Raw genomic sequence first — 19979 nt, forward strand, 5'->3', positions numbered from 1 at the left:
GGCCGGCCGCGCGCCGCGCGCCGGTGCGCCGATCACGACGGGCCCCGCGTCGGGGCGGGCCGGGCGATCGGCGGCGGCCTCCTCGGTGGCGGGGGCCGGGAGGGTGTCAACGGCCGTGCCGGCCGGGGCCGGCGAGGGCGCGAGGGTGGAGCGAGCCGTGCCGGTCGCGGCCCCGACCGCCGCCGCCACGGTGGCCACGGTGGCAGTGGTGGTGGTTTCGGCGGCCCCAACTCGTGCCCTGTTCTGGGCTGTTCCTCGTTCGGCGTCCTCCGTCGCGCCCCTCTCCCCGCTCCGGTCCCCGTCGTTCTCCCTCGTCCTCTCCGTGCTCCTCGCCGCGTTCCTCACGGTGCCGTCGTGGGTGGTCCTCCGGGTGGTCTTCTCCTCTCCATGCTCGGCCCCGCCCTCGGTGCCGACCTCGGTGGTCCGCCGTCGACCCTCCCCGTCGAGCGGGGCGGGGCGCGCCTCGACCGCCGGCCCGGTCGTAGTGGCGAGGGCGGTCGGCGCGGCCGCCGTCGTGGCCCCGGCGAGCACCACGGTGGTGGCCGACTCCTCGGACCGTCGGGCATTCCCGACCGTGACCTGGCGGCCGTCGGCCCGGTGCAGCGGGCCGACGGGCGAGCGGTCCCCCACATCCCCGATCTCGTCGGCGAGTTGGTGCACCACGATCCGGTGTTGGTGAGCGATCTCGCCTACGGTCGCGAGGTCGCTCCCGTACACGGAGAGCCGGTTCCCCGCCTCGTGAACCACCTCGACCGGGGCCGTCGCCCGCAACCGGTGCTGGAGCACCGTCGCCAACCGCTCGGCGTGCGGGGTCCGCACCGCCACCCGGGGACGCAGCCGGGTCCGGCGGAAGTCCGCGACCCGCTGGTCCGCCACCAGCCGGCCCGCGTCGACGCTGACCACGCGGTCGGCGACCCTCGCCGTCTCCATGGCATCGGCAGCGGTCAGCAGGACGGTCCCGCCCTGCTCGGCGTACCCCCGCAACAAGCCGTGCAGCCAGGCCCGTTCGCGTGGGGAGAGCCCGGCGTCCGGCTCGTCCAGCACCAGGGTGTGGGGGTCCCCGAGCAGGGCGACCGCGAGACCGAGCCTGCGGTCCATCCCCCGGGAGAACCGACCGAGCCGCTGGTTGGCGAGCCCGGTGAGGCCCACGACCTCCATCACCTCGTCCGCCCGCTCGGCCGGGACGCCGGCGGCCGCCGCCAGCATCCGCAGATGCCCCAGGGCCGAACGCCTCGGGTGGCCGGGCACGTCGCCGAGCAGCGTGCCGATCTCCCGCTGGGGATGGGGCATTCGGGACAGCGGACGGCCTCGGAAGAGCGCCACTCCACGCCCCGGCGTCAGCTGGAGCATCAGCCGCAGGGCGGTCGACTTGCCGGCCCCCGGGGGACCCAGCAGGACGGTGATGTCTCCTGGGCTGGCTTCGAAGGTGAGATCGTCAACGGCGGGCGGCCTGCCGCGCCGCGACGCACTGGTGAGTCCGATGGCCTGGATCATCGATTCTCCCGTTGATCGCGCACTCTGCACCATAACGGGACATATCGGAATTACTGGGCGACTCACCCGGGCTGTCGGCTCCTCGCCGGGAACCGGCTCCGGATGTCGTCGCGCGGTCACCAACCTCTCGACGTCGGGAGCGAAACGGTGGTCAGGCCTCGGGGCGCAGCATCGGCGGATTCAACACGCTGGCCCCGCCGGCCCGGAAGAGCTGGGCCGGCCGGCCACCCTGTCGCGTCGTGGTGCCGCCGACCGGAACCAGGAAGCCGGGCGTCCCCGTCACCTTGCGGTGGAAGTTGCGCGGGTCCAGGGGCACGCCCCAGACCGCCTCATAGACCCTGCGCAACTCCCCGACCGTGAACTCCGGCGGACAGAACGCCGCCGCTAGGGACGAGTACTCGATCTTCGAACGCGCGCGCTCGACCCCGTCGGCCAGGATGCGGGCGTGGTCGAACGCCAGGGTCTCCTCGGGCTCGCCCTCGGCGCCGCCCAACAGCTCGCTGGTCGGCCGCCACTGGGCGCTGCCCGCGTCCCCACCGGCGGTGGGCGTCGGCAGATCCGGCGCCAACACCAGGTGGGCCACGCTGACCACCCGCATCCTCGGATCGCGTGCCGGCTCCCCGTAGGTCGCCAACTGCTCCAGGTGCGCGCCCGCGTGCCAACTGCCGGCGTCCTGCGTGCGCAGCCCCGTCTCCTCCGCCAGCTCCCGGGCGGCGGCGGACGCCAGGTCCTCGTCAGCCCGAACAAAACCGCCAGGAAGCGCCCACTGCCCGCGATAAGGGTCCTCACCGCGTCGCACCAGGAGCGCGCAGAGCGCGTGCCGCCGGACGGTGAGCACGACCAGATCGACGGTGACGGCGAACGGCGGAAACTCCGACGGGTCGTAGGGCATGTCGTGATCATAGGTGCCCCATCAGGCTCACCGGGCCCGATGTGCGGCCCACTGCCGCCGCAGACTGGCGCGCAGGGGCTCGGGGTCGATCTCGTCGTTGCACGCCTGGTACAGCAGGCGCGCGAAGACGTACTCGGGGTCGAGATCCAGGGCCCGGGCGAGCGCGACGCGGGCACCCACGTCGTCGCCCGTCGACCAGCACACCCAGCCGGCGAGCGTGAGCGGGGCGGCGGCGTGCGCCTCGAACGTCCCCACGCAGCGGCGGGCGAGGGCCCGCCACAGCCGCAGGGCGATCTGGGCGTCCGGCCCCTCCATCCAGCCGGCGGCGATGTCCCTGGTCATCCGGTCCTGGAGACCGACGACCACGCGCGCCGCCTCGGCGGAGGTGAGCAACGCGTCGTCCCGGGCGTCGGCGGCCGAGGGCTCCGGGTCCCTCGGGGCCGGCACCCGCCGGAAGCGGTCGAGCAGCCGGTCGATCAGGTGCACCATCTCGTCCCTGACGCGGTCCTGTTCGAGACGCGGACCCACCATGCGCGGCGCCAGCCCGGCGACCGCCTCGTCCAGACCTCGCTCCTGGTGGACGGCCACCTCGCCGTCCAGGGGGATCAGTCGCTGCCTCATGTCCTTGAGCGAGCCCCGCACACGGAGCCCCGCGTAGGTGGCGGCCGCAGCCATCGGCGAGCTGCCGACGCGGGGCAGGACGCTCATCTCCTCGCCCTCGATCCGGCCCTCCGGCGCGGAGTAGGACAGAAAGCGCTCCCGGGAGACGTAGAGCGCCTCGTAGACCGGCACGTCCAGCTCGCCGCAGGCGGTGCGCACCAGCTGGGCGAGCGGGCGGAGACGCTCGGCGGCCTCCCTGGGCTCGCCGCCCCCGGGCGGGTCCTGGCAGAGGTAGAGCACCGCCGCGTCCGGGCGGCGTCCTCGCGACGAGCTGCTGTCCACCAGGCAGGCGGCCAACTGCCGTGCCGCCTCGGGCCAGTTCGCCTCGCTCTCGGGGATGCCGGTCCTGATGCGGCCACCCAGCCTGCCCTGCGGGCCGTGCAGGCCGAGGAGGACGATGGAGTCGTCCGGGTGGTAGCCGAGCAGGTACGGCAGCGCGTCCGCCAGGTCGGCGGGGCCGCTGAGGGTGACGCGGTTGTCGGTGACGGTCAGTGGCGTGATGGATTCGCTGTGTTGAGCCATGAGGGCAGAGTGCCTGCTCCCGACGACAACGCGCCGTTTTCTGTCCACAGGTCCGCGCGTCCGTCATACAGGTCATATGAATCGCGGGTTATCCACAGGGGCCATTCGCCAAGTCCTCGCCCATCCGCTTGCATGGACGCCATGTCCGACCAGACCCGGGGGAAGACCCCGCCCGCAGAGACCGCCTCCAGCGACGAGCTGCGCACCGCCGCCGACGCGGTGCTCGCCCGGCTGATCGGTGACGAGGCCGCCCGGCTCCGCCCCGACCAGTGGCGCGCCATCGAGGCCCTGGTCGCCGATCGGCGCCGGGCTCTGGTGGTGCAGCGCACTGGCTGGGGCAAGTCCGCCGTCTACTTCGTGGCGACCGCCCTGCTACGAGAGCGCGGGGCAGGGCCGACGGTGATCGTCTCGCCACTGCTCGCCCTGATGCGCAACCAGATCGCAGCCGCCGAGCGCGCCGGCATCCAGGCCCGCACGATCAACTCGGCCAACCCCGAGCAGTGGGACGTCGTCCGCCAGGAGATCGCGGCCGGGTCCGTCGATGTCCTGCTGGTCTCACCGGAGCGCCTCAACAACCCGGACTTCCGGGACGGAGTACTCCCCCAGCTCGCCGCCACCGCCGGCCTGTTGGTGGTGGACGAGGCGCACTGCATCTCCGACTGGGGCCACGACTTCCGCCCCGACTACCGTCGTCTGCGCACCATGCTCGGCGAACTCCCTCCCGGCGTCCCGGTGTTGGCGACGACCGCGACGGCCAACGCCCGGGTCACGTCGGACGTCGCCGAGCAGCTGGGCACGGGGGACGCGGACGCCGGGACGCTGGTGCTCCGGGGCCCGCTGGACCGCACCAGCCTGCGGCTGTCCGTCCTGCGCCTGCCCGACGCCGCGCACCGACTGGCCTGGCTCGACGACCATCTGGAGGACTTCCCGGGCTCCGGGATCATCTACACGCTGACGGTCGCGGCCGCCGAGGAGGTGGCCGCGCACCTCTCGGCCAGGGGCCACCGGGTCGCCGCCTACACCGGGCGCACCGAGCCCGCCGAGCGCGCGGCGGCCGAGGACGACCTGCTGGCCAACCGGGTCAAGGCCCTGGTGGCCACGTCGGCGCTCGGCATGGGCTTCGACAAGCCCGACCTGGGCTTCGTGATCCACATGGGCTCCCCCTCCTCCCCCATCGCCTACTACCAGCAGGTCGGTCGGGCCGGCCGTGGGGTGGAGCACGCGGAGGTGCTGCTGCTGCCCGGCCCCGAGGACGAGGCGATCTGGCGGTACTTCGGGTCCCTGGCCTTCCCGCCCGAGGACCAGGTGCGGCACACCCTCGCGGTGTTGGCCGCCAACGAGGGCCCGCTCTCCCTGCCCGCCCTGGAGGCCAGGGTCGAGCTGAGGCGCTCGCGCCTGGAGATGATGCTCAAGGTGCTCGACGTGGACGGGGCCGTCCGGCGGGTGCGCGGCGGCTGGGTCGCGACGGGCGCGCCCTGGCGCTATGACGCCGAGCGGTACGCCTGGGTGGCCCGCCAGCGCGAGGTCGAACAGGAGGCCATGCGCGACTACGCCGCCACCGGCGACTGCCGGATGGAGCTGCTGCGCCGCGCGCTGGACGACGAGGAGGCCAGGCCGTGCGGCCGGTGTGACAACTGCACCGACATGGGCTTCGACGCCCAGGTCACTCCGGCGGCCCTGGAGGCGGCCCGGGGCGAGCTGACCCGCCCCGGAGTCCCCGTGGAGCCACGCCGCATGTGGCCCTCCGGCCTGCCCGCCACGGGAGTTGAGCTGAAGGGGCGCATCCCGGCCGGGGAGCAGGCGGAGACCGGGCGCGCCCTCGGCCGGCTCTCCGACATCGGCTGGGGCGATCGACTGCGCCCCCTGCTCAGCCCGGAGTCCGTGGACGGCGAGGTGCCGGAGGACGTCCTCGACGCCGTGGTGGCGGTCCTGGCCGACTGGGCGCGGGGACCAGGCGGCTGGGCCTCGGGCGCCTCCGACGCCCCGCCCCGCCCGGTGGGCGTGGTGTTCGTCGCCTCCACGAGCCGGCCCCGGCTGGTGACCTCGCTGGCCGAGGGCATCTCCCGGGTGGGCCGAATGCCCCTGCTGGGCTCGGTGAGCGTCGCACGACACGACCGCCGTCCCGGGCCGAGCAACAGCGCCCGCAGGGTGCACGCGCTGCACGGAGCGCTGGAGTTGGCGCCAGAGCTGACCGAGGCGGTCAAGACGCACCCGGGCCCGCTGCTGCTGGTGGACGACTTCACCGACTCCGGGTGGACCCTCGCGTTGTCCGCCCGGCTCCTGCGGGCCACGGGCGCCGAGCGTGTCCTCCCCCTGGTGCTGGCGGTGCGGGGATGACGCCGGCGGGCCAGCCGCACCCGGCGGATCAGAAGATGCCGAGTTGGCCGCTGTCCTCCAGGGACTCCTCGGCCAGGGCGTCCCGGTGGGAGGGGAGCTTCAGATGACGCCAGCGCGGCAGCGCGTCCAGGTAGGCCCAGGTGAGCCGGTGGTGTTCGGTCGGGCCCAGCTCCTCCAGCGCCGCGCGATGCGTCGGCGAGGGGTAGCCCGCGTTGGTGTCGAACCCGTACGCCGGGTGATCGGCGGCGAGTTCGGCCACCAGGGCGTCGCGGTGCACCTTGGCGATCACGGACGCCGCCGCGACCGCCACACAGGACTGGTCGCCCTTGATCACCGTGCGGACGTTCCACGGCGTGCCCAGGTAGTCGTGCTTGCCGTCGAGGATCACCGCGTCCGGTCGTTCCGGCAGGGCCTCCAGGGCCCGGGTCGCCGCCAGGCGGAGCGCGGCGGTCATCCCCAGCTGATCGATCTCCTGGGGCGAGGCGTGCCCCAGCGCGTGCTGGGTGACCCACCCTCTGAGGACTTCGGCAAGTGCCGTGCGCTTCAGCGGAGTCAGCAGCTTGGAGTCGGTGAGCCCTTCCGGCGGCCGGCGCAGCCCCGTCACGGCGGCACACACGGTGACCGGTCCGGCCCAGGCCCCACGGCCGACCTCGTCGACGCCCGCGACGAGTCGAGCCCCGGTGGTGGCGCGGATCGAGCGCTCGACGCGGTGGGTGGGCGGTTGGATCGGCATGGCGGCGTCCACCCTACGCGCACCATCCCTGGAAGGGGCGCTCGGGTGTGTGCCAACGCTCGAACGGCCGGTCCAGGTGATAGCGGCCGTCCGCGCCGAGCACCAACTGCCGGGTCTCCCCGTTGCCCGGGTTGGACAGCGACTCGAACTCGGCGACGGTCCAGTGCAACCACCGCATACAGAACAGCCGCATGGTCAGCCCGTGCGTCAACAGCAGCACGTTCGGCGGGTGGTCCGGCTCGTCGAAGCTGCGCCACAGGCTCTCCAGGAACGCCCCCACCCGGTCGTAGACATCGGCCCCCGACTCGCCCTGCGCGAAGCGGTAGAAGAAGTGCCCGTAGGCGTTCCTCGCCCGCTTCTGCCGCTCGACATCCGCCCAGTCCTGCCAGTTGCCCCAGTCCTGCTCCCGGAGCCTCGGCTCCTCCCTGACCCTCGTCCGAGCCGGATCGAGGCCCAACGCCTGGAAGGTCTGATGCGTACGTCGATAAGGAGACACGTAGACGGAGATGCGCTCGTCGCCGATCGTCTCGCGCAGGCGCTCTCCCGCCTCCTTGGCCTGGCGCTGGCCCCGTTCCGTCAGCTCCAGCGCATGGTCGGGCGTGTGCTGGTACACGGAGTCGTCGTGGTTCCCCTGCGACTCTCCGTGCCGCATGAGGATGATGCGCCGGGGCTGTGGCATGGCGCCCAGCCTAGTTCGCGCGCCCCCCGCGCACCGAGTCGTACGTCCCCGAGGGGGCGGGGATCACACCGTCCAGGACGGTTCCATGTCGATCACGTCCCCGGTGATCGCGGCGATGTCGGCGCCGGTCTGCGCGCGCAGGGCCAGCCGTTCCACCCGCTCGGTGCGGTACTTGGCCCGTTCGGCGGCCGACTTCCACATGGAGAGCACGAGGAACTCGCAGCCCGACTCGGCCTGGGCGAAGACGCCCCGCAGCATCCCGGGAGAGCCGGCCATGGCCGGGTTCCAGACCTTCTCCTGCATCAGCGCGAAGTGCTCGGCCCGGTCCTCGTGCACCTTGGTGTGGGCGACCCGCAGCAGGTCGGCGTCGTGGAACCGAGGCTCGAATCCCATCTTCACATCGAACCGGTACTCGAAGAGCCGGACCCGAGAGTCCTGGAAGCTGCCCTGCTGGGCGGCGGCGAGCCGGTCATGGGAGCGCGCCATGAAGGAGTCGTAGAACGCCCGGCTCTCCCAGAAGCTGAAGAGGTGGATCACCCCGGGTTGGGAACGGCTCCAGCCTCCGCCCTGGGCTCGAAACCCGGGCTCGCCGAGGAGACCGGCCCACTTCCGCTGCCCGCGATCAAAGCCGACCCGGTCAACCACGGCACAACGAATCCACTTGACCAGCACCGCGCCATCGTAAGGCCAACCGCCGGACGGGACGCAGGGGTTCCGCGATCACGCACGAAGGCGCGCCCCGTCGGCCCGGTGACGCCTCGCCGCCGGGAACGGGTGCCGGCGGCCCGCCAACGCCCGTCGCGCCGCCGGGAGTTGCCCCGCCGATCGGCGGGCCGTGCCCGGGACGGGCCCTCTGACCAGGCCCGCCCGTCCCCGCGTCGCCGCCTGGCTCAACATCAACCCGCCTGATGGCACCGGGGGTTAGCGGTCGCGGCGAGGGGTGAGAATGGTCGTGCCGGGAGTCCGCGCCGCGGGTCGGCGTGGCTTCTTCACCCGCATGGAAGGGATGTCTGGTGAGCCCGTTCAGCAAAGGGATCGAGACGGCCGAGGTCACCCTCCGTTGGGACCCGAGCCCCGCCGACGCCCCACCCCACGACCTCGACCTGATCGCCGCCACCTACGAGGGCGAGGCGCCCCACGGCCAGCCGGTCTATCTCGTGCACTTCGACAGCAGGTCTCCCGACGGCACCATCACCCTCACCCGGGAGAGCGAGACGGGACAGGGCTTCGGCACCGACGAGGCGCTCAAGCTCGAACTCGACCGACTGGCCGACTCCTTCACCAGGGTCGTGGTGGGCGTCGCCATCCAGCAGCGGCACGGCCGCCGCACCTTCGGCGAGATCTCCCGCCCGTCCATCAAGATCACCGAGGGCTACACCACGCTGGCGGAGGACGACCTGTCCTCCGTCTCCGGAGCGACGGCGGCCAGGGTGGCCGAGTTCACCCGGGACGAGGCCGGGAACTGGCGTTTCCACAAGGCGCTCCGGGGCTTCGACGCCGACCCCGAACAGTTCACCGCGACCATGGGCGACGCCTGACCCTGACCGCACCGCGCGACCACACCACACCTCACCACGCCACGCCAGACCGGCCGACGCCATGGACCGGCCGACGGAACCCCACCCCGACCACCCGGCGGAGCCGGCGCCGCCGCACCAACCCCTCGCTCGGCGGCGGCCACTCCGGGACCGGCCGATGCCGGCGGAGCCCGACGTCGAACGGATTCGAACGGCGTCGGCGACGATCCGGGCGGCCCGTCCGGTCCGAGCCGCCCCGCGCTCATCGGAGGGGACACGCTCGGCTCTCGCGAGAGCGGCCGGGGGCCGGTCACGCCGGCCGTCCCCACCACAAGTCCCCCAAGCGTCGGGGGCGGTGGCGCCGTGAGAACGACGCCACCGCCCCCGAGCGGTCACTTCAGCACGCCCGAGCCGCGCTCAGCTCAGCTGCACCCGCTGGTGGAGCCACACCCCTCGCAGAGGTAGCAGCTGCCGGCCCGGCGCATCTTGGTGCCGCAAGAGAGGCACAGCGGAGCGTCGGCGTTGAGGCCGAGTTGCATCTCCGCCAACTCCGTCGAGCTGTGCGCCTCCCTGGGCGCCGGCCGCTCCGACTCCGCCGGACGCGAGGCGGCGGCCGCCGGCGCGGCCTCCTCCCGCGCGGGAGCCGGCTGGGTCGTCTGCCGGGGCGCCGACTGGGAGAGCCCCTCGACGTCCAGTTCGTCGTCGCCCGGCTCGTAGGAGCCGGTCTCCAGGTGCCGCTGCCGCTCCGTCGCCGTGTGGATGCCCAGCGCGGAACGCGTCTCGAACGGCAGGAAGTCCAGCGCCAGCCTGCGGAAGATGTAGTCCACGATGGACTGCGCCATCCGCACGTCCTGGTCGTCCGTCATGCCGGCCGGCTCGAAGCGCATGTTGGTGAACTTCGAGACATAGGTCTCCAGCGGCACCCCGTACTGGAGGCCGACCGAGACCGCGATCGAGAAGGCGTCCATCATGCCGGCGAGGGTCGAGCCCTGCTTCGACATCTTCAGGAAGACCTCGCCGAGGCCGTCGTCCGGGTAGGAGTTGGCCGTCATGTACCCCTCGGCGCCGCCCACCGTGAACGAGGTGGTGATCCCCGGCCGGCCCTTCGGCAGCCGCCGCCGCACCGGCCGGTACTCGATCACGCGCTCCGGCTCGGCCGCGCCCTCGGCCGACTGACCGCCCTTCTCGGCGTCCTTGGTCTTCGCGGAGAGCGGCTGCCCGACCTTGCTGTTCTCGACATAGACGGCCAGGGCCTTGACGCCCAGCTTCCAGCCCTGGTGGTAGATCTCCGCGACGTCGTCCACCGTGCTGGTGCTCGGCATGTTGACCGTCTTGGAGATGGCGCCGCTCAGGAACGGCTGCGCCGCCGCCATCATCCGCACGTGCCCCATCGGCGCGATCGACCGCTCGCCCATGGCGCAGTCGAAGACCTCGTAGTGCTCGTGCCTGAGCCCCGGCGCGTCCACGACGTTGCCGTGCTCGGCGATGTGGGCGACGATCGCCTCCACCTGCTCCGGCTGGTACCCCAGGCGCTTGAGCGCCTTGGGCACCGTGTTGTTGACGATCTGCATGGAGCCGCCGCCGACCAGCTTCTTGTACTTGACCAGCGCCAGGTCGGGCTCCACACCGGTGGTGTCGCAGTCCATCATCAGGCCGATGGTGCCGGTCGGCGCGAGCACGGACGCCTGCGCGTTGCGGAAGCCGTGCTTGTCGCCGAGCCGCAGCACGTCCTGCCATGCCTCGGTGGCGGCCGCCCACACCGGGGTGTCGAGGTCGTCAGCCCGCTGCGCGGCGTCGTTGGCCTCCGCGTGCTGACGCATCACGCGCCGGTGCGCGTCGGAGTTGCGGGCGTACCCCTCGTAGGGGCCGACGACGGCGGCCAGTTCGGCCGAGCGCCGGTAGGAGGTCCCCGTCATCAGCGAGGTGATGGCGCCCGCCAGCGCCCGGCCGCCGTCGGAGTCGTAGGCGTGTCCGGTGGCCATCAGCAGCGCGCCCAGGTTGGCGTAGCCGATGCCCAACTGGCGGAAGGCGCGGGTGGTCTCGCCGATCTTCTCGGTGGGGAAGTCGGCGAAGCTGATGGAGATGTCCATCGCCGTGATGACCAGCTCCACCACCTTGGCGAAGCGCTCCGCGTCGAACGACTGGTTGCCCTCGTCGTCGTCGGAGAGGAACTTCATCAGGTTCAACGAGGCGAGGTTGCACGAGGAGTTGTCCAGGTGCATGTACTCGCTGCACGGGTTGGAGGCGCTGATGCGCCCCGACTCCGGCGAGGTGTGCCAGTGGTTGATGGTGTCGTCGTACTGGATGCCCGGGTCGGCGCAGGCGTGGGCCGCCTCGGCCATCTTCCGGAAAAGCTTCCTGGCGTCCACCCGCTCGATGATCTCGCCGGTGGTCCTGGCGCGCAGCCCGAAGGACTCGCCGGCCTCCACCGCGCGCATGAACGCGTCGTTGACACGCACCGAGTTGTTGGCGTTCTGGTACTGCACGGAGGTGATGTCGTCGCCCCCGAGGTCCATGTCGAAGCCCGCGTCCCGCAGGGCGCGGATCTTCTCCTCCTCCTTGACCTTGGTCTCGATGAACGCCTCGACGTCCGGGTGGTCCACGTCGAGCACCACCATCTTGGCGGCGCGCCGGGTGGCCCCGCCCGACTTGATGGTGCCGGCGGAGGCGTCGGCGCCGCGCATGAACGAGACGGGCCCGGAGGCGTTGCCGCCCGAGGAGAGCAGCTCCTTGGAGGAGCGGATGCGGGAGAGGTTCAGCCCGGCGCCCGAGCCGCCCTTGAAGATCATCCCCTCCTCCTTGTACCAGTCGAGGATCGACTCCATGGAGTCCTCGACGGAGAGGATGAAACAGGCGCTGACCTGCTGTGGCTGGGCCGTTCCCACGTTGAACCAGACCGGCGAGTTGAAGCTGAAGATCTGGTGCAACAGGGCGTAGGTCAGCTCGTGTTCGAAGATTTCGGCGTCGGCCGGGGAGGCGAAGTAGCCGAACTTCTCGCCGGCGGCACGGTAGGTGCGCACCACGCGGTCGATCAACTGCTTGAGCCCGGTTTCCCGTTGCGGGGTGCCGACGGCGCCCCGGAAGTACTTGCTGGTGACGATGTTGACCGCGTTCACCGACCAGAAGTCGGGGAACTCGACGCCTCGTTGCTCGAAGTTGATCGAGCCGTCGCGCCAGTTGGTCATGACGACGTCACGACGCTCCCAGACCACCTCGTCGTAGGGGTGCACCCCCGGGGTGGTGTGGACGCGTTCGATCCGCAGCCCCTTGGCGCCCTTGCCGCCCTTGGCGCGTGAGCCACGTGCCGGGCCGCTCGTCGTCTCAGTCATTCCGCCTCCCTGTTCGGGCATGACACCCTGATGTGCTCGGCCCAGGACCGAGTCACCCGTGCTGTTCTGAACTGTTGGCCGGCGCGCGGCTGTGCGCGTCGGTCAGGTCTTGTCGGCGACGCCGCTCTGCTCGGCGTCCTCGGGGGGCCGCTGGCGCGGCGGCCCGTCGGCGGCGCCCTCGCGCAACTCGGCGATGGCGGACTCGAAGTCCTCCAGCGACTCGAACGCCCGGTAGACGGACGCGAATCGGAGATAGGCCACCAGATCCAGCTCGCGGAGCGGGCCGAGTATCGCCAGGCCCACGTCGTGGGTGGACAGTTCGGCGCTGCCGGTGGCGCGCACGGCCTCCTCGACCCGCTGGCCGAGTAGGGCCAGCGCGTCCTCGGTCACGGGACGCCCCTGGCACGCCTTGCGCACCCCGGAGATCACCTTGTCCCGGCTGAAGGGCTCGGTGACGCCGCTGCGCTTGATCACCATCAGTGAGGCGGTCTCCACCGTGGTGAAGCGGCGGGAGCAGCTCGGACACTGGCGGCGGCGGCGGATCAACGTGCCGTCGTCGGCGGTGCGGCTGTCAACGACGCGGCTGTCGGAGTGGCGACAGAAGGGACAGTGCATGGCCTTCTCCCCTCTCCCTCCTGGTGACGCGGCGTAGTGGCGCGCGGCGTCGCGACATGACGGCATCGATGGCAGCACTCGGCACGGCCGCCGAGGCGAGCCCGTCGAGGCACTGCCAAGCATAGGCGATATCCCCGGCCCGCGGAGACCCGAGACCACAATTTGTGGGATCGCCAAGCCCATCGCACCACTAGATCTGGTGTTGGGCTGTCAACATCATCCGCACGCGTGTCGCGGGCGGGAAACGGGCGCGAAGGCCGAACGGGGGCGCCTCACGGCCCTGGCCGGCGCTCGCCGGAAGGGAGGTTATCGCACCGCCCGGTTACCGTTCGCACCCGGGGACGGGCTACCGTTTGGGACCGATACACCCCCGGTCCGACCCCTGGCACGCAATCGTGGATTTTTCACTCGAACGTGTGTTTGGCGCAACCTTTCGATAGCAACTACCGTTGTCTGACTAGGGAGTACCACCTGAGAAGGGGCCTGCATGACCACCGCAGCAGACGACGCCATCACCGCCGCTGAGCGCCGCCAGGACCGGATGGGCACCCCGGGTGCCGGGCGGGCGATGCCCGGTCGCCCCCCGGGGATCAGGGCCGACAGCTCCGGGCTGACCGACCGGCAGCGACGCGTCATCGAGGTCATCCGTGACTCCGTGCAACGGCGCGGCTACCCCCCCTCGATGCGGGAGATCGGCCAGGCCGTCGGCCTCTCCAGCACCTCCTCGGTGGCCCACCAGCTGATGGCCCTGGAGCGCAAGGGCTTCCTCCGCCGGGACCCGCACCGCCCCCGCGCCTACGAGGTCCGGGGCGCCGAGGCTCCCCCTCCCCCCGCCACGGACACCGCCGGCAAGCCCGCCGCCTCCTATGTGCCACTCGTCGGCCGGATCGCGGCCGGCGGCCCCATCCTCGCCGAGGAGTCCGTGGAGGACGTCTTCCCCCTCCCCCGCCAACTGGTCGGCGACGGCGAGCTGTTCGTGCTCAAGGTGGTCGGGGACTCCATGATCGAGGCCGCCATCTGCGACGGGGACTGGGTCACGGTCCGCCGCCAGCCCGTCGCGGAGAACGGCGACATCGTGGCCGCGATGCTGGACGGCGAGGCCACGGTCAAGCGCTTCAAGCGCGAGGACGGCCAGGTCTGGCTGCTGCCGCACAACGCGGCCTACCAGCCGATCCCCGGTGACGAGGCCACGATCCTCGGCAAGGTGGTCGCGGTGATGCGCCGGGTCTGACGGACCCGGCCGCACGTCCCCTCGCTCCCTCGGGAGCGGGAGCCCCCTACGCGTCGCTCGCCGACGCGGCGGCGCCCCTCGCTGCCGCGTCGATGGCCGCCTGGTCGATGGCCGCCAGGGAGCGCCGCACCTGGTTGCGGTCCGTGGTGTACCAGAAGTCCGGCATCGACGCCCGCAGGAAGCTCCCATAGCGGGCCCTCTCCAGCCTGGGGTCGAGCACCGCCACGACCCCACGGTCCTCGGTGGAACGCACCAGCCGCCCGGCCCCCTGGGCCATCAGCAGCGCGGCATGGGTCGCGGCCACCGCCATGAAGCCGTTCCCCCCGGCCTCCTCCACGGCCTTCTGCCGGGCGCTGACCAGCGGGTCGTCCGGGCGGGGGAAGGGCACCCGGTCCATCACCACCAACTGGCAGCTGGGGCCCGGCACATCGACCCCCTGCCAGAGCGAGAGCGTGCCGAAGAGGCAGGTGCGCGGGTCGTCGGCGAACGTCCTGATCAGCTCGCCCAGCGTCTCCTCGCCCTGGAGGAGGATCGGCAGGTCGAGCCGGCCGCGCAGCTCCTGGGCCGCCGCCTGCGCGCCGCGCATCGAGGAGAACAGCCCGAGCGTCCGCCCGCCGGCCGCCTCCACCAGCTCGGCCAGCTCGTCGAGCATGTCGGCCCTGCTGCCCTCCCGCCCGGGCGGCGAGAGGTGCTTGGCGACATAGAGGATGCCCTGCCTGCGGTAGTCGAACGGGGAGCCCACGTCCAACCCCCGCCACACCGGAAGCTCCTCGCCGCGCTCGCCCTCGGGCGCCAGGCCCAGGGAGGCGCCCACCCCGTTGAAGTCCCCGCCGAGCTTGAGCGTGGCGGAGGTGAGCACCACCGAGCGGTCGGCGAAGAGCTTCTCCCGCAGCAGCCCGGACACCGACAGCGGGGCCACCCGCAGCGAGGCGCCGAAGCGGTCGTGCCGCTCGCACCAGATCACGTCGAACTCCGAGCCGTGGCTGAGCCGTTCGGCGACCGCCTGGACGCTCTCGACCGAGGCCAGCGCCTGCTTGCGCACCGCGTCCTCGTCGGCGACCGAGGCGTCCCTGGTGGACCCCAGCGCCGTGATCACCGCCCGGGAGGCGTCCCGCAGCGCGGCCACGGCATACCCCAGGTCCTCGGGCAGCGTCTCCAGCCGCCCCGGCAGGGCCAGCTCCATCAGCCGCTCGAAGCTCTCGGCCGCCGTCTGGAGCTGGTCGGCCACCTTCTCGTCCACCAGCTTGGCCGCGCGGCGGACCGCGCGGTTCGCCCCGCCGGGGGTCAGCTCGCCCGTGGCCACCCCGGTGACCCGGGAGACCAACTCGTGGGCCTCGTCCACGATCAGCACCTCGTGCCCCGGCAGCACCGGGGCGCCCTCGATCGCGTCGATCGCGAGCAGCGCGTGGTTGGTGACGATCACCTCGGCGAGCTTCGCCCGCTCCCTGGCGGCCTCGGCGAAGCACTCCACGCCGTAGACGCACCTGCTGGCGCCCAGGCACTCGCGGGAGGAGACCGAGACCTGCGACCAGGCCCGGTCGGAGACGCCCGGCGAGAGGTCGTCCCGGTCCCCCGACTCCGTGTCGTCCGCCCACTCCCGCAGCCGCAGCAGGTCCTTGCCCAGCCAGCTGGTCGGCCCGCCCATGGCCTGGGCCGCCTCCAGCGGGTCGAAGAGGCCCTGCTCGTCGTCGCTGGGCACCCCCTCGTGCACCCGGTGCAGACAGAGGTAGTTCGACCGGCCCTTGAGCGTGGCGAACTCCGGCCGGCGGCGCAGCAGCGGCCGCAGCGCCTCGACGGTGCGCGGCAGGTCCCGTTCGACGAGCTGCCGTTGGAGCGCCAGGGTGGCCGTGGCGACCACCACGCGGTCGCCCCCGGCGATGGCCGGCACCAGGTATCCGAGCGACTTCCCGGTGCCGGTGCCGGCCTGGATCAGCAGGTGCGAACCGTCCTCGACCGCCTCGGCGACGGCCTCGGCCATGGCGACCTGACCAGGCCGTTCGGTGCCGCCCACGGCGACGACGGCGGCGTGCAACAGCTCGGTGAGGGAGGGCTTCCCTGAGGTGCCAGTCATAGGGCCCCACACCCTACGCCGGGCCACTGACAACGCACCCGCCACGGGGGTCGCATCAGCCAGGGTTGAGGGGGTTGGCGACCGTGCCGAGCACGGCGGCGTGGGGGCGGTTGGACCGGTCGCGATAGCCGTCGAGCTGGAGGCGGTTGCGGTTGAGGCAGAGCCGTTTGATCCTCGGCGTCAGCAGGTCGAAGGTCTCGAAGCGCTGCTTCAGCTCCGGGAAGCGCTGCTGGTAGGCGAGGATCTCGGCGCGGACAAGTGACCAGAAATCGACCTCGGGGATGCCGAGTTGCTCCTCACAGAGCGGCGCGAGGAAGCGGAAGACGCCGACGAAGAGCCCGGAGTGGATGAACTGGGTGAGGAACGCCGGCGGCTCGGTCAGCAGCACGTCCCGCACCTCGACGGGCATTCCCTCGAACTCGGGCAGCGGCTCGACGCTCAGGTTGACGTCGTCGACGAAGTCCTTCACCGCCAGCCGCACCGGGATGTCCCGCTCGTCGAAGACGACGAGGGCGTTCTCCCCGTGCGGCGAGAAGACCGTTCCGTAGCGGTAGAGGAAGTGCAGCAACGGCGGGAGCAGCGCGGCGAAGAGCCGGCGCAGCCACTCCTCGGGCGCCAGTCCCGAGCGCCGCACCAGCTCGGCGGTGAACGAGCGGCCGGTCCGGTCGGTGCTGAGCAGCGAGGCGAGCGTCCGGGCCCGCTCCTGGGGCTCCAGATACTTCTCGATCGGTTCCCGCCAGATGCAGCCAAGAAGCTCACGGTACTGGTAGGGAACGGTGGCCAACCGGTCGTAGAGCGGATGCTCCACGGTCACCGAGGCCACCTCCCCCAGCAGGATCACCCGGGTCTCCTCGGCGAGGAACGGGTCGGCGTCGCGCAGCCCGAGCACCCAGCCGGTCACCGCCGGCGCCGCCAGGGTGCGTTCGGTGGGCAGGCCACGCCAGACGAGGGTGTTGAGGATCGACAGCGGCAGCTTGACCGAACGGGCGTGGGGGCGGCTGACGTTGAGGAAGGTGCGGATCGACTGCTGCGGCAGCCGCAGGTCGCCGTCACTCGGCAGCGGCACGAGGAGACCGGCCGCGATCTGCGGGGCGTAGAGCGTCGCTATGGACTCGTCCCACTGCCAGGGGTGGATCGGCAGCCAGAGGTAGTCGCCCGGCCCGCGCCCCCGCTCGGCGAGCACCCCGGCGAACGCCTCCCGGGTGGCCTCGGACAGCTCGTCGCCGTACAGCGACTCCTCGTCGGCCAGCTCCCCGACCCCACGGTAGCTGGCCAGCGAACGGTGCACGGCCAGCCAGGGCAACGGTCTCGGGGTGCGCGCCTCGGGCGCCCAACGGGCGCTGTCGCTGGCGGAGAAGCCCAGCCGGCCCTTGTTGGCGACCAGCCAGGGGTGTCCGGTCTGGTGCCCTTCGAGCGCGGCGTGGTCCAGCTCGACCAGCCGCTCAACGGGCAGTTCGTCGGCGGCGAGTGCGGCGTCGGCGCTGAGCGTCGCGGTCAGCTCGCGGATCAGGTGGCCGGTGGTGTCGCCGGAGAGGCTGAGCAGCGTGTCATGGGCCGAGGCGATGAACTCCAGCGGGTCGGCGGCCGGGGTGATCGAGGCAGGATCGATTCGCCAGTGCCCGTAGGCGCCGCGCCGGGCGCGGAAGCGGTAGGTCAACTCCTCGTTGACCGGCAGCTCGTAGCCGCCGGGGTGCCCGTGCTCGGCGTAGGGGGTGATGATCCCCTCGTAGGCGAACTCCGCGAGGAGCTTGGCGAAGAGGGCGCGGGAGACGCGCTCCCAGCGCCGGTCGTCGGCGGGCCGGGGGGCGGGCGGGCCGATGGCGTCGGGGGCCCGTTCGGGATCGGGGTCAGCCGTCGGTTCGGTGGTCGGTATGGACAACGTTCGCTCCTTCGTCGGGGTTTCCGTCGCGCCGCTCTTCGGCGCGGGAGGGACAGGGGTCGGTCGGCGAACGGTGTCAGCGCCGCCTGACCAGCAGCGCCGCGCGCTTGTCCGGCAGTTCCAGCTCCGTCGTCTTCCGGAAGCCGGCGGCCCGGAAGGCCGCGATCGACGCGAGGTTCCGCACATCGGGCTCGGCGAGCACCCGCGCGCACCCGGGCGCCCGGGCCAGCAGCGTCTGGGCCACCGCGCGCAGCAGGGCCGAGCCGAGGCCGCGCCCCCGGTCCTGGGGCGGGCCAATCGCGAGATGGACGCCCAGGTCGAGGGCTTGGGCGGGGTAGTGCGCCGCGAGCGGGTCCAGGTCGGCCCGGTAGATCTCCCAGTAGCTCATCGGCCGACCGTCCAGCAGCCCCAGGCACGGCAGGCTGTGGCCGCCCGGCACCAGCTGTCGGCTCAGGTGCTCGGCCGTTCGGTCGGGCGGGCCGGCCAGCTGCCAGAAGGCGTCCACCACCGGGTCGTTCATCCAGTCGCTGAGCAGCGGCAGATCGCGCTCGGGACGCACCGGCTCCAGCCGGAAGGTCCCGGCGACGGTGGCCATCGGGGCCCCGTCGACGAGTGCGGCCAGCGGCGCGACCGGCCCGGCCGGCGGGCCGTCCGGGTGCGATGTCGAGGCGGTTGAGGGCGTCGAGGGGGTCGAGGGGGCGGTCACCGTCCGTTCCTCCCCGCGCATCTCAGGCGCCGGCCCGCGGGTCGGGGCCCGTCGACGGGTCGGCCTCGGCCGGTGGATCGGGCTCGGCCGGCGGGGCGTTCCTCGTCACCGGGTTGGCGACGCCGACGTAGACGGACTGGCCGTCCACGGGACCGGTCAGCTCGTCCAGGCCGCGCAGCCGGGTCAGCAGGTTCGCCTTGCAGCGCAGCGTCCCGGCCGTCAACAGGTGCGCCACCAGCGGCGAGACGGGGCCGTCCGAGCGCCGTGACTCCTCGACGAGGAAGGCACGGAGGACCGCGAGCAGCGCCTCCTCGTCCGCGAGCCCCTGGGCACCGAACGCGCCGATCAGGCCGAGGACGTTGTTGATGCCCAGGTAGTAGGCGAACCGCTCGTCGGCCACCGCGTCCTCGACGAAGGTGTCCGAGCGCTCCCCGAGCCCCGGCAGCCGGCTGAGCAGCGCGGCCCGGCGCGAGGCGCGGAAGTAGTAGCCCTGGTTGTCCCGGTAGCGGCCGCCGGCCGGCCAGCCGTCCTCGTCGAGGACGACGAGCGTGTTCTGTTGGTGTGCCTCCAGCGCGATGCCGGCGTGCGCGTCCAGCCACAGCACGGGACGCACCACGGCGCGCAGATAGCGGCCCAGCCACTCCTCGGCCACGGCCGCTCGCTGAGCGCCGGTGCGGGCGGCCAGGCCGCCCACGATCTCCGCGATCCGGGAGGAGAGCGCGGCGCCGGGCCGCCCGGGCCGGGGCCGCAGCGCGGTGAGCGCGGCGAGGCAGAGCACGTCGTCGTCGGGGGCGAACGGGCTGCGCCGCAGCAGGGTGTCGAGGCCCGGCACCGGCCGGCCGGCCGTGTCGTTCACCGCCAGCCAGGCCGGGTCCCTGACGATGTCGAAGTCGGGGCCGCAGGCGGCGCGCAGCTCGGCGGCCAGCCCCGCCTCCAGCAGGCGGTGCACCTCGACGCCCCGGTGCAGCTCCTTGCGGAGGTTCTCCCTGCGGGAGTTGGTGATCCACAGGCCCAGGGACAGCTTCACCATCACCTCGGCGCCCGGCCGGTGGACGGTGCGGACCGAGGATGTCGGGTGCCAGGGCGGCCCGTGCTCGCCCAGGTCGTGGAGGAGCCCGGCGTCGAACAGCTCGGCGACGGCGGGCCGTTGCGCCACCTCCCTGGCCTGCCAGGGGTGGAGCGGCAGCGGAACGGCGCCGGCCGGCAGGGGCAGCGGCGCCCCGGCGGCGCGGGCGGCGAGCACCTCGGCCGGCACCTCGGCGCCGCCCTCCCGCCAGGCGGAGTCGGCGGCCAGCACGGCGCGGTCAACGGCCA

At 72.6% G+C, this 19979-nt stretch carries 15 protein-coding genes; 3 read left to right on the top strand and 12 right to left on the bottom strand.

What is annotated here, in order from left to right:
- From EBN88_RS19275 to EBN88_RS19285, 3 genes are all read right to left on the bottom strand, one after another.
- Window positions 1-1494, bottom strand: a 1494-nt coding sequence (locus tag EBN88_RS19275; RefSeq protein ID WP_233580792.1) for an ABC transporter ATP-binding protein, incomplete at its 3' end; no start/stop codon positions are given.
- Between the two features lie 151 nt (window positions 1495-1645).
- Window positions 1646-2386, bottom strand: a complete 741-nt coding sequence (locus tag EBN88_RS19280) for an NUDIX hydrolase (RefSeq protein ID WP_122185157.1) — start codon at window positions 2384-2386, stop codon at window positions 1646-1648.
- Between the two features lie 27 nt (window positions 2387-2413).
- Window positions 2414-3568 carry a DUF4192 domain-containing protein gene (locus EBN88_RS19285; RefSeq protein ID WP_122185158.1) on the bottom strand — a complete coding sequence of 385 codons (1155 nt, stop codon included), beginning with the start codon at window positions 3566-3568 and terminating at the stop codon, window positions 2414-2416.
- Window positions 3569-3709: 141 nt separating this feature from the next.
- Between EBN88_RS19285 and EBN88_RS19290 the strand changes: the two genes are divergently transcribed.
- Window positions 3710-5905, top strand: coding sequence for a RecQ family ATP-dependent DNA helicase (locus EBN88_RS19290; protein ID WP_122185159.1), 2196 nt, complete (start codon window positions 3710-3712; stop codon window positions 5903-5905).
- Window positions 5906-5933: 28 nt separating this feature from the next.
- Here EBN88_RS19290 and EBN88_RS19295 read toward each other — a convergent pair whose 3' ends face one another.
- The 3 genes from EBN88_RS19295 to EBN88_RS19305 all read right to left on the bottom strand — a co-directional run bounded on the left by EBN88_RS19295 (window position 5934) and on the right by EBN88_RS19305 (window position 7989).
- The gene (locus tag EBN88_RS19295; RefSeq protein WP_122185167.1) at window positions 5934-6638 is read right to left on the bottom strand and encodes a ribonuclease HII; all 705 of its coding nucleotides are present in this window, start codon (window positions 6636-6638) and stop codon (window positions 5934-5936) included.
- Window positions 6639-6651: 13 nt separating this feature from the next.
- Window positions 6652-7317, bottom strand: coding sequence for a histidine phosphatase family protein (locus tag EBN88_RS19300; RefSeq protein ID WP_122185160.1), 666 nt, complete (start codon window positions 7315-7317; stop codon window positions 6652-6654).
- Between the two features lie 63 nt (window positions 7318-7380).
- Window positions 7381-7989 carry a YdbC family protein gene (locus tag EBN88_RS19305; RefSeq protein WP_122185161.1) on the bottom strand — a complete coding sequence of 203 codons (609 nt, stop codon included), beginning with the start codon at window positions 7987-7989 and terminating at the stop codon, window positions 7381-7383.
- Between the two features lie 341 nt (window positions 7990-8330).
- Between EBN88_RS19305 and EBN88_RS19310 the strand changes: the two genes are divergently transcribed.
- Window positions 8331-8855, top strand: coding sequence for a TerD family protein (locus tag EBN88_RS19310; RefSeq protein ID WP_122185162.1), 525 nt, complete (start codon window positions 8331-8333; stop codon window positions 8853-8855).
- Between the two features lie 401 nt (window positions 8856-9256).
- Here the strand turns inward: EBN88_RS19310 and EBN88_RS19315 are convergent, their stop codons facing one another.
- Entirely contained in the window at window positions 9257-12163 is a 2907-nt protein-coding gene (locus EBN88_RS19315) for a vitamin B12-dependent ribonucleotide reductase (protein WP_122185163.1), read from the bottom strand.
- 102 nt (window positions 12164-12265) lie between these two features.
- Window positions 12266-12778, bottom strand: coding sequence for a transcriptional regulator NrdR (nrdR, locus tag EBN88_RS19320; protein WP_226961520.1), 513 nt, complete (start codon window positions 12776-12778; stop codon window positions 12266-12268).
- Between the two features lie 487 nt (window positions 12779-13265).
- Between nrdR and lexA the strand changes: the two genes are divergently transcribed.
- Window positions 13266-14009, top strand: coding sequence for a transcriptional repressor LexA (lexA, locus tag EBN88_RS19325; RefSeq protein WP_122185164.1), 744 nt, complete (start codon window positions 13266-13268; stop codon window positions 14007-14009).
- Window positions 14010-14055: 46 nt separating this feature from the next.
- Here the strand turns inward: lexA and EBN88_RS19330 are convergent, their stop codons facing one another.
- From EBN88_RS19330 to EBN88_RS19345, 4 genes are all read right to left on the bottom strand, one after another.
- Window positions 14056-16080, bottom strand: coding sequence for an ATP-dependent DNA helicase (locus EBN88_RS19330; RefSeq protein ID WP_122185165.1), 2025 nt, complete (start codon window positions 16078-16080; stop codon window positions 14056-14058).
- 55 nt (window positions 16081-16135) lie between these two features.
- Window positions 16136-17899, bottom strand: a complete 1764-nt coding sequence (locus EBN88_RS19335) for an IucA/IucC family protein (RefSeq protein ID WP_122185168.1) — start codon at window positions 17897-17899, stop codon at window positions 16136-16138.
- Window positions 17900-18035: 136 nt separating this feature from the next.
- Complete coding sequence (locus EBN88_RS19340; RefSeq protein WP_325052768.1) at window positions 18036-18665, bottom strand: GNAT family N-acetyltransferase; 630 nt, start codon at window positions 18663-18665, stop codon at window positions 18036-18038.
- A 22-nt stretch (window positions 18666-18687) separates the two neighbouring features.
- Window positions 18688-19979, bottom strand: a 1292-nt coding sequence (locus EBN88_RS19345; RefSeq protein WP_325052769.1) for an IucA/IucC family protein, incomplete at its 5' end; no start/stop codon positions are given.

Origin of the sequence: Streptomyces triticirhizae (genome assembly GCF_003696235.1) — a bacterium.
GTDB lineage: Bacteria > Actinomycetota > Actinomycetes > Streptomycetales > Streptomycetaceae > Streptomyces > Streptomyces triticirhizae.

Coding starts and splice junctions, on each gene's coding strand:
- EBN88_RS19280 (WP_122185157.1), bottom strand. CDS start 2,386: ATGCCCTACGACCCGTCGGAGTTTCCGCCGTTCGCCGTCACCGTCGAT.
- EBN88_RS19285 (WP_122185158.1), bottom strand. CDS start 3,568: ATGGCTCAACACAGCGAATCCATCACGCCACTGACCGTCACCGACAAC.
- EBN88_RS19290 (WP_122185159.1), top strand. CDS start 3,710: ATGTCCGACCAGACCCGGGGGAAGACCCCGCCCGCAGAGACCGCCTCC.
- EBN88_RS19295 (WP_122185167.1), bottom strand. CDS start 6,638: ATGCCGATCCAACCGCCCACCCACCGCGTCGAGCGCTCGATCCGCGCC.
- EBN88_RS19300 (WP_122185160.1), bottom strand. CDS start 7,317: ATGCCACAGCCCCGGCGCATCATCCTCATGCGGCACGGAGAGTCGCAG.
- EBN88_RS19315 (WP_122185163.1), bottom strand. CDS start 12,163: ATGACTGAGACGACGAGCGGCCCGGCACGTGGCTCACGCGCCAAGGGC.
- nrdR (WP_226961520.1), bottom strand. CDS start 12,778: ATGCACTGTCCCTTCTGTCGCCACTCCGACAGCCGCGTCGTTGACAGC.
- lexA (WP_122185164.1), top strand. CDS start 13,266: ATGACCACCGCAGCAGACGACGCCATCACCGCCGCTGAGCGCCGCCAG.
- EBN88_RS19330 (WP_122185165.1), bottom strand. CDS start 16,080: ATGACTGGCACCTCAGGGAAGCCCTCCCTCACCGAGCTGTTGCACGCC.